Annotated in this window: 11 protein-coding genes; 6 read left to right on the top strand and 5 right to left on the bottom strand. The window is 55.0% G+C overall.

Features of this window, described 5'->3' with window-relative positions; translation table 11 throughout:
- The gene (locus K2184_RS04675; protein ID WP_024274810.1) at window positions 1-936 is read left to right on the top strand and encodes a divergent polysaccharide deacetylase family protein; all 936 of its coding nucleotides are present in this window, start codon (window positions 1-3) and stop codon (window positions 934-936) included.
- Here the strand turns inward: K2184_RS04675 and K2184_RS04670 are convergent.
- The 3 genes from K2184_RS04670 to kbl form a co-directional block, all read right to left on the bottom strand.
- Window positions 933-1,730 (bottom strand): glycosyltransferase family 2 protein, encoded by a 798-nt coding sequence (locus tag K2184_RS04670; protein ID WP_004106861.1) that lies wholly within the window; start codon window positions 1,728-1,730, stop codon window positions 933-935. The genes K2184_RS04675 and K2184_RS04670 overlap by 4 nt on opposite strands.
- Before the next feature lie 162 nt (window positions 1,731-1,892).
- Complete coding sequence (gene tdh, locus K2184_RS04665) at window positions 1,893-2,918, bottom strand: L-threonine 3-dehydrogenase (RefSeq protein WP_004106864.1); 1,026 nt, start codon at window positions 2,916-2,918, stop codon at window positions 1,893-1,895.
- Window positions 2,919-2,927: 9 nt separating this feature from the next.
- On the bottom strand, window positions 2,928-4,121 hold the full coding sequence (kbl, locus tag K2184_RS04660) for a glycine C-acetyltransferase (protein WP_049593704.1): 1,194 nt from the start codon (window positions 4,119-4,121) through the stop codon (window positions 2,928-2,930).
- A 214-nt stretch (window positions 4,122-4,335) separates the two neighbouring features.
- On the opposite strand from kbl, the gene rfaD reads away from it, so the two are divergent.
- From rfaD to K2184_RS04635, 5 genes are all read left to right on the top strand, one after another.
- On the top strand, window positions 4,336-5,280 hold the full coding sequence (rfaD, locus tag K2184_RS04655) for an ADP-glyceromanno-heptose 6-epimerase (RefSeq protein WP_004106868.1): 945 nt from the start codon (window positions 4,336-4,338) through the stop codon (window positions 5,278-5,280).
- A 116-nt stretch (window positions 5,281-5,396) separates the two neighbouring features.
- On the top strand, window positions 5,397-6,455 hold the full coding sequence (gene rfaF / locus K2184_RS04650) for an ADP-heptose--LPS heptosyltransferase RfaF (protein ID WP_024274812.1): 1,059 nt from the start codon (window positions 5,397-5,399) through the stop codon (window positions 6,453-6,455).
- Between the two features lie 3 nt (window positions 6,456-6,458).
- Window positions 6,459-7,430 (top strand): lipopolysaccharide heptosyltransferase RfaC, encoded by a 972-nt coding sequence (gene rfaC / locus K2184_RS04645; RefSeq protein ID WP_004106870.1) that lies wholly within the window; start codon window positions 6,459-6,461, stop codon window positions 7,428-7,430.
- Entirely contained in the window at window positions 7,430-8,338 is a 909-nt protein-coding gene (locus tag K2184_RS04640) for a hypothetical protein (protein ID WP_004106872.1), read from the top strand. The genes rfaC and K2184_RS04640 overlap by 1 nt, the downstream gene beginning before the upstream one ends.
- A complete protein-coding gene (locus K2184_RS04635; protein ID WP_004106875.1) occupies window positions 8,316-9,482 on the top strand; it encodes an O-antigen ligase family protein in 1,167 nt (388 codons plus the stop codon). Before K2184_RS04640 ends, K2184_RS04635 begins: the two co-directional genes overlap by 23 nt.
- A 25-nt stretch (window positions 9,483-9,507) precedes the next feature.
- On the opposite strand, the gene K2184_RS04630 is transcribed toward K2184_RS04635, so the two are convergent.
- Both K2184_RS04630 and K2184_RS04625 read right to left on the bottom strand, forming a co-directional pair.
- Window positions 9,508-10,590 (bottom strand): glycosyltransferase family 9 protein, encoded by a 1,083-nt coding sequence (locus K2184_RS04630; protein WP_024274813.1) that lies wholly within the window; start codon window positions 10,588-10,590, stop codon window positions 9,508-9,510.
- A gap of 21 nt (window positions 10,591-10,611) precedes the next feature.
- A complete protein-coding gene (locus tag K2184_RS04625; RefSeq protein ID WP_024274814.1) occupies window positions 10,612-11,574 on the bottom strand; it encodes a polysaccharide deacetylase family protein in 963 nt (320 codons plus the stop codon).
- Window positions 11,575-11,606: the final 32 nt, after the last annotated feature.

Raw genomic sequence — 11,606 nt, 5'->3', positions numbered from 1 at the left:
TTGCTTCAATTTCGCAGAATTGCACTCGCGGTAACCAGTACGCTGGTTATGGCGTCGCCGGTTTTTGCCGGCAAACTCTCTATTGTTATCGACGACTTTGGCTATCGTCCACAAACGGAAAATCAGGTGCTGGCGCTGCCAGCGACGATCTCCGTTGCCGTACTTCCTAATGCGCCCCACGCCCGCGAAATGGCGACGAAAGCGCATAATCTCGGCCACGAGGTGCTAATTCACCTGCCGATGGCGCCGATCAGCAAACAGCCGCTGGAAAAAGATACCCTCCGCCCGGAGATGAACAGCAGCGAGATAGAACGCATTATCCGCGAAGCCTACGGCAAGGTTCCGTACGCCGTGGGGCTGAATAACCATATGGGCAGCGCCATGACGTCGAATCTCTTCGGTATGCAGAAAGTGATGCAGGCGCTTGAGCGCTACAATCTCTACTTCCTGGATAGCGTCACCATCGGCAATACCCAGGCCATGCGGGCGGCGCAGGGCACCGGCGTTAAGGTGATTAAGCGTAAGGTTTTCCTCGACGATACCCAAAACGAAGCGGATATTCGCTATCAGTTCAACCGCGCCATCGCTTTGGCGCGACGCAACGGTTCCGCAATTGCTATCGGCCACCCGCACCCGACGACGGTGCGCGTGCTGCAGCAGATGGTGTATAACCTGCCGCCGGATATCACCCTGGTTCGCCCGAGCAGCCTGCTCAACGAGCCGCAGGTGGACACCTCAACGCCGAACGCTGCCCCGCCGCCGAAACAGCCGCCGCGCAACCCGTTCCGTGGCGTGAAGCAGTGCAAATCTAAGCGCCCTCCGGAGCCGATCAACGCCAGTCGCTTCTTTACCATTCTGAGCGAAAGCATCAGCAAGAGTACGCTGGTGCAGTATTACCAGCTGAAGTGGCAGGGCTGGGATACCCCCACCAACTAAACCGTCCTGGAGTCCCGGCGTTTATCCGCCGCGGATTCCGGCTTATCCTGATGGGCATACCAGGCTTTAAAGTATTTCAGAAAGCTATAAAAGGTCGCATAGAGCCCGGTGACCACGCCCACCTTACCCTTTCGCCAGGCCCCGCTGAACAGATACCATTTAAAGAAAGCGCCAATCGCGCTGATCGCTCCGCGTGCGAGAGATGGCCTGATCTTCTGGTATTTAACCAGCCGCGTAGTGTAGCTATTGAGCTTATTAAACACCTCATGCAGGGAGTAAAAGGTGTCGTGTCGCACGAAGCCCGGTAGCTTGCTGGAGTGCTGAAAGCCCACGACCTGATCGTCTACCGGCCGATCGTTGAACCTGGCGACGGAGCGATTAAACAAGCGAACCGGGAAATCCGGCGATGATACCGGATAAATGGTGCGAACCTCCTCGCCCAGTACGAACCAGTAACGCGGCAGTCGCCAGGCGCGGGCCGGGTCAGGATCGTCCCCCGCCTTCAGCGCCAGAATAGCCGCCACCACTTCGTCGTCAAGAATCTCATCGCTATCCATACACAGCACCCAATCGTGGCAGGCCAGAGAGGTCGCGTAGTTCATCTGCGCGCCGTGAGAAGTATAGGGATGATGGTGAACGGTGAGCCCGAACTGTTGGCAAATCTGCAGCGTGGCATCCGTGCTGCCTGAGTCGATGACGATAAATTCATCGGCCACCTTAAGCAAAGGTGGTAAAACCTCCCGTAATAAGCGGGATGAATTACAGGTCAATAAGCATACAGAGAGTTTAAGCATAGTATTTGTGTGGTTAAACTGCGATTAAACTGACTGTATAAACGAATAGGTGAGAAAGCGATTTAGAAAAAGTGCGGAGTGGATTAAAAATCAGAAAAGTGGAAGTCAGCTCTCTAAATAAAGCGCCCGCAGGCGCTTTTTTAAGCTCAAATTCGGAGCAGGTTAATCCCAGCTGAGAATAACTTTGCCAGACTGGCCGGAGCGCATCGCGTCAAAGCCCTGCTGGAAATCATCAATGCCAAAGCGGTGGGTGATGATCGGCGACAGATCGAGGCCGGACTGGATGAGCGCGGCCATCTTGTACCAGGTTTCGAACATTTCGCGACCATAAATCCCTTTGATAAACAGCCCCTTGAAGATCACCTTGGTCCAATCGATGGACATATCCGACGGCGGAATACCCAGCATGGCGATGCGCCCGCCATGGTTCATGGTATCGAGCATGGTGCGGAACGCCGGCGGCGCACCGGACATCTCGAGGCCCACATCGAAGCCTTCCGTCATGCCCAGCTCGGCCATCACATCGCTAAGGTTCTCTTTCGCCACATTCACCGCCCGGGTGACGCCCATTTTGCGCGCCAGTTCCAGGCGATATTCGTTAACGTCGGTAATCACGACGTTGCGCGCACCAACGTGTTTCGCCACCGCGGCCGCCATCACGCCGATGGGGCCTGCGCCGGAAACCAGTACGTCTTCACCCACGAGGTCGAATGAAAGCGCGGTATGTACAGCGTTGCCAAACGGGTCAAAAATCGATGCCAGATCGTCGGAGATATTGTCCGGAATTTTAAAAGCGTTAAACGCCGGGATCACCAGATATTCGGCAAAACAGCCCGGACGGTTCACGCCGACGCCCGTCGTATTGCGGCACAGATGCGTACGGCCGGCGCGGCAGTTACGGCAGTGGCCGCAGGTGATATGCCCCTCGCCGGAAACGCGGTCGCCCAGCTTAAAGCCGCGAACTTCCTGACCGATACCCACCACTTCGCCAACGTATTCATGGCCCACAACCATCGGTACCGGAATGGTCTTTTGCGACCATTCGTCCCAGTTATAGATATGTACGTCGGTACCGCAAATCGCGGTCTTGCGAATTTTAATCAGCAGATCGTTGTGGCCGACTTCCGGTTCCGGTACGTCGGTCATCCAGATGCCTTCTTCCGCCTTCAGTTTGGATAACGCTTTCATCTCACACCCTCAGGCAATGACGCCCAGTTGTTTACCGATGCGGGTAAAGGCTTCCACCGCACGTTCAATTTGTTCAGGGGTATGCGCCGCAGACATCTGGGTACGTATACGCGCCTGGCCTTTTGGAACCACCGGATAGAAGAATCCGGTGACGTAGATACCTTCTTTTTGCAGCTCGCGCGCGAACTGCTGCGCCACGGTGGCTTCACCGAGCATTACCGGGATAATGGCGTGGTCGGCGCCCGCGAGGGTAAACCCTGCCGCAGTCATTTTTTCGCGGAACAGGCGCGCGTTCGACCACAGGCGGTCGCGCAGTTCGCTGCCGGCTTCCACCATCTCCAGCACTTTGATCGAAGCGGCGACAATCGCCGGAGCCAGCGAGTTGGAGAACAAATACGGACGCGAGCGCTGGCGCAGCCACTCGACGACTTCTTTGCGCGCGGCAGTATAGCCGCCGGACGCGCCGCCCAGCGCTTTACCCAGCGTACCGGTGATAATGTCAACGCGGCCCATCACGTCGCAGTACTCATGGGAACCGCGGCCGTTTTCCCCTACGAAACCCACAGCATGAGAATCATCGACCATCACCAGCGCATCGTATTTATCCGCGAGGTCGCAAACGCCTTTCAGGTTGGCTATCACGCCGTCCATCGAAAACACGCCATCGGTGGCGATCAGCACATGACGCGCGCCGGCTTCACGCGCCTCTTTCAGACGGGCTTCCAGCTCCTGCATGTCGTTGTTGGCATAGCGGAAGCGCTTCGCTTTACACAGGCGCACGCCGTCGATGATCGACGCGTGGTTCAGGGCATCGGAGATAATCGCATCCTCTGCGCCGAGCAGAGTTTCAAACAGTCCGCCGTTGGCGTCGAAGCAGGAGGAGTACAGAATCGCGTCTTCCATGCCTAAAAAATCCGCCAGCTTCTTCTCAAGCGCTTTGTGGCTATCCTGAGTGCCGCAGATAAAGCGCACGGAGGCCATGCCAAAACCGTGGCTATCCATACCGCTTTTCGCGGCGGCAATGAGATCCGGGTGGTTCGCGAGACCCAGATAGTTATTGGCGCAGAAGTTAATGACCTGGCTACCGCCGACGGTGATATCCGCCTGCTGCGCCGAAGTAATAATACGCTCTTCTTTAAACAACCCTTCCGCGCGCGCGGAATCGAGGTCATTGGTTAACTGTTTGTAGAAATCACCACGCATTGCAACTCTCCAGATTCGGCAAAATTTGGCACATATTACCTAAAGCTATACGCTGATACGAGATGATGCATTACTGCATGAATTATTTGCAGCATAAATCACGAGACCCTCTTCACCTTATCGGCGAATGGCTGAAGCCTTTCCGATGTGGTGATATGATAGGAGTATTCATGTCCGGATTGTCTCTGGACTACCCACTTCAAAGGTTACAGTTATGATCATCGTTACCGGCGGCGCAGGCTTTATCGGCAGCAATATCGTTAAGGCGCTGAATGACAAAGGCATTACCGACATTCTGGTCGTAGATAATCTGAAAGACGGCACTAAATTCATCAACCTGGTGGATTTGAACATTGCCGATTACATGGATAAAGAAGACTTCCTGATCCAAATTATGGCAGGCGAGGAGTTCGGCGATATCGACGCCATTTTCCATGAAGGCGCCTGCTCGTCCACTACAGAGTGGGACGGCAAGTACATGATGGATAACAACTATCAGTATTCCAAAGAGGTACTGCACTACTGCCTGGAGCGTGAAATCCCGTTCCTGTACGCCTCTTCCGCCGCGACCTACGGCGGCCGCACCAGCGACTTTATTGAATCCCGCGAATACGAACAGCCGCTCAACGTTTACGGCTACTCCAAGTTTCTGTTTGATGAATACGTCCGTCAGATCCTGCCGGAAGCAAATTCGCAGATCGTCGGCTTCCGCTATTTCAACGTCTACGGGCCGCGCGAAGGTCATAAAGGCAGCATGGCCAGCGTCGCGTTCCACCTGAACACTCAGCTGAATAATGGCGAAAGTCCGAAACTGTTCGAAGGCAGCGATGGCTTCAAGCGCGACTTCGTCTACGTCGGCGACGTCGCGGCGGTAAACCTGTGGTTCTGGGAAAATGGCGTTTCCGGCATCTTTAACCTTGGCACCGGCCGCGCGGAGTCTTTCCAGGCCGTTGCAGACGCAACGCTGGCTTATCATAAGAAAGGCAGCATCGAATACATTCCGTTCCCGGATAAGCTGAAAGGCCGCTATCAGGCGTTTACCCAGGCGGATCTCACTAACCTGCGCGCAGCGGGCTATGATAAACCGTTCAAGACCGTCGCCGAAGGCGTAACGGAATATATGGCCTGGCTCAATCGCGACAATCATGCAAATTCATAAAATCATTCGGGCGGTATTAAGGCAGCAACTGAGCGAATCTTCAGGAACATAGGATAACGATGTGACTGAAGTGAACGAAGGCAGCCAACGCAGAGACAGCTTGAAGGATGAAATGAATGAAGATACTGGTGGTGGGCCCGTCATGGGTGGGCGACATGATGATGTCGCAAAGTCTCTATCGTACGCTCAGGGCGCGCTATCCCCAGGCGATAATCGACGTGATGGCGCCCGCATGGTGCCGTCCGCTGCTATCGCGCATGCCGGAAGTCAACGAAGCGATCCCGATGCCGCTCGGCCACGGCGCGCTGGAAATCGGCGAACGGCGCAAGCTTGGGCACAGCCTGCGCGAGCGTCGCTACGATCGCGCTTACGTGCTGCCGAACTCGTTTAAATCGGCGCTGGTGCCGTTTTTCGCCGGTATCCCGCATCGCACCGGCTGGCTCGGCGAGATGCGCTACGGCCTGCTGAACGATGCCCGTAAGCTGGATAAAGCGGCCTGGCCGCTGATGGTCGAACGCTACGTCGGTCTCGCATACGATAAAGGCGTGATGCGCTGCGCGAAAGATCTGCCGCAGCCGCTGCTCTGGCCGCAGCTGCAGGTGCATGAAGGCGAAAAATCGCAGGCCTGTAGCGCATTTAATATTTCAGCCGAGCGCCCGATAATCGGCTTCTGCCCAGGCGCAGAGTTCGGCCCGGCAAAACGCTGGCCACACTATCACTACGCCGAGCTGGCGAAACAGCTGATCGATGAAGGCTTTCAAATCGTGCTGTTTGGTTCCGCAAAAGATCATGAAGCGGGTAATGAAATCCTTGCCGCGCTCACGACCGAGCAGCAGGCATGGTGCCGCAACCTGGCCGGGGAAACTCAGCTTGAGCAGGCCGTCGTTCTGATCGCCGCCTGTAAAGCGGTGGTTAGCAACGATTCCGGCCTGATGCACGTTGCCGCGGCGCTGGATCGTCCGCTGGTGGCGCTCTATGGGCCAAGTAGCCCGGACTTCACCCCTCCGCTGTCGCACAAAGCGCGCGTTATCCGCCTGATCAGCGGCTACCACAAAGTGCGTAAAGGCGACGCCGCCGAAGGCTATCATCAGAGTTTGATCGACATTACGCCGCAGCGCGTACTGGAAGAATTAAACGACCTGCTGCTGGAAAAAACGGAACAAGAGGAAGCCTGACGGATGCGGGTATTGATCGTAAAAACCTCGTCCATGGGCGACGTGCTGCATACGCTGCCCGCGCTGAGCGACGCCGCGCTGGCCTTTCCCGGCATTCGTTTCGATTGGGTGGTTGAAGAGGGCTTCGCACAGATCCCCTCCTGGCATGAGACCGTCGACAGGGTCATTCCGGTGGCGATTCGTCGCTGGCGCAAGGCGTGGTTTTCCGCGCCCGTTAAAGCCGAGCGCAAGGCATTTCGCGACGCCGTACAGGCGGAAAAGTACCACGCCATCATTGATGCCCAGGGGCTGGTGAAGAGCGCCGCGCTGGTCACCCGACTGGCCCGCGGCGTTAAGCACGGTATGGACTGGCAGACCGCTCGCGAACCGCTGGCGAGCCTGTTCTATAACCGTCGCCACCATATCGCCAAACAGCAGCACGCCGTTGAGCGCACCCGCGAGCTGTTCGCTAAAAGCCTTGGCTACGCGAAGCCGGAAACCCAGGGCGACTACGCTATCGCTCGCCATTTTTTGCGCCAGGCCGACGCCTCCGCTGTGCCCTATCTGGTATTTCTCCACGCCACAACGCGGGATGATAAACACTGGCCGGAAGAGAACTGGCGAGCGCTGATCGCTCTGCTTGCCGACAGCGGCGTGCGTATCAAACTGCCGTGGGGCGCCCCCCATGAAGAAGCGCGGGCCAGACGCCTGGCGGATGGGCACGATTTTGTCGACGTCCTGCCGCGTATGAGCCTGGAGCAGGTGGCCCAGGTGCTGGCAGGCGCGCGCGGAGTGGTTTCCGTCGATACCGGACTGAGCCATCTCACCGCCGCGCTCGATAAACCGAACTTCACGCTGTACGGCCCGACCGATCCGGGGCTGATTGGCGGTTACGGTAAAAACCAGTATGTCGTGCGCCCGGAAAGCGGCAACAGCACGGGGGATATTGCCGCCTCCCGGATTCTGCAACTGTTGAAATCTCAGGAACTGGCTTAATGGGTTCATTATTTAAGCAGATCTATCGCTACACGCATCGACGAGCCTTTCGCCATAACGAAAATCTTTGGCCGTTTACCCATATCACCCGCGCGGCAAGCGGTGAAATCCGCACCCTGAAATACAAAGGGAAAGCGGTCCCGTTGGTCAACCTCAGCGAACTAAAAGATAGCGCTCAGGGCGAAGTGCTGCTGACGGCAACCGGTCCCTCTACGCGCAGTATCGATTTTACGCGGCTGCCGAAAAGCATCCCGGTGATGGGGGTGAATGGCGCGTGGCATCTCTCTGATAAAATTAAATTTTCGCTCTATACTATTGTGGACATGGAGTTTTACGATAAAAAACCGGACATTATTCGTGCGGTGATTAGCCAACCGGATATCGTACTCTTCACCACCATGCATGGCATTGCCAAAATCCTCGACCGCCACGGCTCAGCGCTTCGCTGTCGTTTGGCATTAATTGAAGACGCCTGTTATAAAATTTACCAGCCTAAAGTCCCGAGAAGCGCGATACAGCAGGTCTGGCGCGGCGTCACCGCGCTACGCTTTCATCCGCAAAGGCAGGATATTTGCTTTAGCACCGACATCCGCCATGGCATTTTTGATGCCGGTACCGTGGTCTACTGGGCTCTGCAAATTCTGATGTGGCTGGGATTTAAAACCATTCTGATAAGCGGGCTGGATATGAGCAATTTCAACCAGCCGCGATTCTACGAAACGGAACAGGATAAACTCCCCTCCTGGCTGGCAAATAAGGTGGATGACCTGGTCATGCCGTCCTTTTCGCACGCTGCCAACGTGCTGCAACAAAACCATATTCGGGTCGTTAACTTCTCCTTAGAAAGCGCGGTTCCGGAAACGATTTTCGAAAAGGTTTCATTTGATGAGTACTTTAAAAATCAGTAGTTACGCCAGACAGGGTTACACCATTTTCTTTCCTTTGTTTCTGTTTTTTAGCGCTATTTTTTGCGTATCAACTCGCGCAAATAACCTTCTTCATTTATCCATTTTGCTGTTTTTGCTTTCACAGCTGAACACAGACAACCGCCGGGCATTAGCGGAGAGCCTGCGCCAGCAGTGGCCGGTCTATGGTCTGCTGGTCGTATTCTGCGTGTACTATGCGCTGAGCAATATTTGGGGCCAGACGCCGCAGCATATCGATTCCCCTCTGACCCACGGCACCTATACCATTTTCTATCTTCTGCTGCTGACAACGCTACTTGGCCATCCTCGCACCCGGCATCTGACGCTGCTGAGCATCGTGGCCGGGATCGCGGTGCTGTCTATCTGGACGATGGTTATCGACTTCACCCTGGTCCTCAAGGAGCGCCTGGTGTCGCCGGATAATCCCGGCCCGACCAACGTTATCGACCTGGCGGGTTATTGCGGTATTGGGGTTCTTATTTGCGCCATGCTGCTGAAAGAAAAAGGCAGCCACCTTCTGTATGTGCCGATGGCTATCATGCTGGTGATGCTATTTCTGACCCAAAGCCGCGGCCCGATTATCGCCCTACTGGTGGCGTTTGTTTGCACCCTGCATCTGCACGTCTTTACCCGCCGTAATATCTTGATTGTCGCCGCGTTAGCGATGATTCTGGGACTGCTTTTCTTCTTCACCCCCACTGGAGACCTGCTGCTGGCGCGCTTTGAGGAGCTGGGGACGCAAAGCGGTTTGCGCATCAGCATCTGGCATCATACGATCGAGGAAGTGGCCAGCCAGCCGTGGCTGGGGCGAGGTTTTGACTACGAGCTGAACTTTACCAACTACAGCGGCGAACATATCACCACCACCCACAGCGTCTATCTTGGCGCCCTGCTGAAAGGCGGCATCATTGGTCTGGCGCTGCTGTTGGCGGTGATTGCCGGAGGGCTATGGCAGGCATGGCGCAAACAGCAGGATGGCCGCTACGGACTGGCGATTTTTATCTATGCGCTGATTTTTATGGCTTCGCAGGGCATGTTTATCATCAGCAATCCTCGCGAAACCTGGCCGCTGTTTTGGTTACCGCTGGGTATTGCGCTGAGCGGCAGCCTGAAGGCGAAACGCTAAGCAAAGGGCCCGTTACGGGCCTTTTTTATGCCTGCTCGCGAGAGGCAACCAGGTCGTCCGCCTGCGCTTTAATCACCGGCCAGACGGCGTCAATCGTCATGTCGGCGACGTGGGTCTCTTCACAGACAATCTGTCTGGCCTTGTCATAACCCGGCGCCCAAATAGTATAGCCCGGCAAACCGGTATCTTTGAGCTTACGTTTGTTGTAAACCGCCACCATGGGCTTGTCGAATGCGCGGGCAATATGCACGATGGCGGTATCCGCCGTAATCACCAGATCGCACTGGCGAACGATCTCTACCGCTGAATTAATATTGCTATCAGGCAGATATAGCGCTTTATCCAGATTTAGCTGGCGAATTTTTTCGCTATGCCCAACCATGACGACGCTCACGGCATACGGAAGCGTATGCAGGCGGTCAATCAGAGTCGCCACCTGGTGATGACAAAAGTCTTTATCCGTTGAAGCGGTAAACGGGTTGATCGCAATACAGAGCGCGCGCGCTTTTTCCTGATTAAGTAAAAGCTTAACCCTTTCCCGTTCGTGAAGATCGCCGGGCAGATGATAGTGGTAACGATCGTGTTCTATGCCAAATAGCCTGGCCACTTCTTTGTAGCGGGCGGAAATATGCCTGGCGCTGTCAAAAAAAGGAATGGAGTGATCGTAAAGCTTATATTCTTGTTTATTAAAACCAATAACGCAGCCAGGCCGCAGATCAGAGAGCAGTTTAAAACGCTCGTAGGTTTTAACATCATCAAAATCAACGACCGCGTCAAATCCCACCGCACGCAGCGCATCTAAGGGCATCCGCGGTTGATATAAATAGACCTGCTCAAGAAAATCCGCACCGGCAAGCATCTGTTTACAGACAGGCCCGGTAAGAACAGATACCTTATAGCCCCGGTCGGCCAAAAGCTTTGCGCAGCCGGTCGTCACGACCATATCCCCGACTTTGTCATCCAGGCGCAATAATAAAACATGCTGAATCTTCGCGGGATTAAAAGGCTGGCGTGCGCTTTTATTTCTGTAACGATAGTTAATTAAATTAAATTTAATTTCGCGGAAGAAGGCATTTTTCTTCCGCGTGAACTGCTTCACGATACGCATACGGTACCTGGTTGTGATCTTTTATCGCTGTGCGCGTTTCTGTTGGTAATATTCCGCCAACGTCATTCCCTTCACCTGCGGTGCCAGCCAGCTGAAAAAAGCGTCCAGATCGGCATATAAGCGCTCAATATCCTGCTCGTTTTTAAACGTCGGGCTGCCGCCAGGCATATACTCAGAAGAGTGGAGCATATATTCGACGTAGTCATTACCCTGAGTCAACGTTTGTTCAACCACTTTTTTCATCGTCTCCACGTTGCCGCCCATCGGACGCAGCCAGTGTACCGACGGCGAGCGGACTTTGCCGCGCAGGCGATCGTAACCCTGCTTCAGGCTATTCATCCACGCAGAATGCTTGTACTGAATGCTCATTGGCACTTCCAGCAGCGGCGACTGGCCTTCACGACGAATATCGTTCTCGTCGAGAAAGTAGGCGTGCTGCGGGAAGTGACGATAATCGGTACCGCCGTCGCCCTGCGGCGCGCCTTTCGCCGTTTTCCAGTTCACCCTGGGAGTAACCGAGCAATCGACCAGATAGCCATACTCCACCAGCAGACGCGCGTAGCGCTCGTCAAACGCCCAGCGTCCGGCGCGATGGCTGACCATTTTAGTCTGGAAGGTATCCTCCAGCAGACGGGTCATATAGTCGACTTTGGCACGCATCGCCGTATCGCTGTACTCGATCAGATACGGTTTATGCCGCCAGTCGTCATCGGTAAGCGGGTCGGTCGGTGGGCTGTTCCAGGCATGCAGATGCATGCCGATTTCCGCCGTCCCCCGGGCAATCACATCTTTGGCGAATTCGATATAAACCGGGTCGATGGCCATTTCATAGTTGGTCAAATAAACCGGTTTGAAGCCATACTTTTCGCAAAGCTGCTGAAAACGCGGTAAATAGCGCGCATTCTCGGTGGTGATGCTGTCATGTTTTTGCCAGAGGTTATCGCCCTCTGTATCAATCGTGATGAGAAATGCGGGTTTGTGCACGAAAACGTCCTCAGGCCATACGTATCGGGTCA

It is taken from the genome of Klebsiella sp. K5-306 (assembly GCF_051835185.1).
GTDB lineage: Bacteria > Pseudomonadota > Gammaproteobacteria > Enterobacterales > Enterobacteriaceae > Klebsiella > Klebsiella oxytoca.
Note: the sequence above shows the minus strand (reverse complement) of the source record. Positions and strands in the feature narration are given on the sequence as shown.

Excerpts from the sequence above, each read along its gene's own strand:
- K2184_RS04635 (WP_004106875.1), top strand. The coding sequence starts at position 8,316 with ATGAGTACTTTAAAAATCAGTAGTTACGCCAGACAGGGTTACACCATT.
- K2184_RS04630 (WP_024274813.1), bottom strand. The coding sequence starts at position 10,590 with ATGCGTATCGTGAAGCAGTTCACGCGGAAGAAAAATGCCTTCTTCCGC.
- tdh (WP_004106864.1), bottom strand. The coding sequence starts at position 2,918 with ATGAAAGCGTTATCCAAACTGAAGGCGGAAGAAGGCATCTGGATGACC.
- K2184_RS04670 (WP_004106861.1), bottom strand. The coding sequence starts at position 1,730 with ATGCTTAAACTCTCTGTATGCTTATTGACCTGTAATTCATCCCGCTTA.
- rfaF (WP_024274812.1), top strand. The coding sequence starts at position 5,397 with ATGAAGATACTGGTGGTGGGCCCGTCATGGGTGGGCGACATGATGATG.
- kbl (WP_049593704.1), bottom strand. The coding sequence starts at position 4,121 with ATGCGTGGTGATTTCTACAAACAGTTAACCAATGACCTCGATTCCGCG.
- rfaD (WP_004106868.1), top strand. The coding sequence starts at position 4,336 with ATGATCATCGTTACCGGCGGCGCAGGCTTTATCGGCAGCAATATCGTT.
- rfaC (WP_004106870.1), top strand. The coding sequence starts at position 6,459 with ATGCGGGTATTGATCGTAAAAACCTCGTCCATGGGCGACGTGCTGCAT.
- K2184_RS04640 (WP_004106872.1), top strand. The coding sequence starts at position 7,430 with ATGGGTTCATTATTTAAGCAGATCTATCGCTACACGCATCGACGAGCC.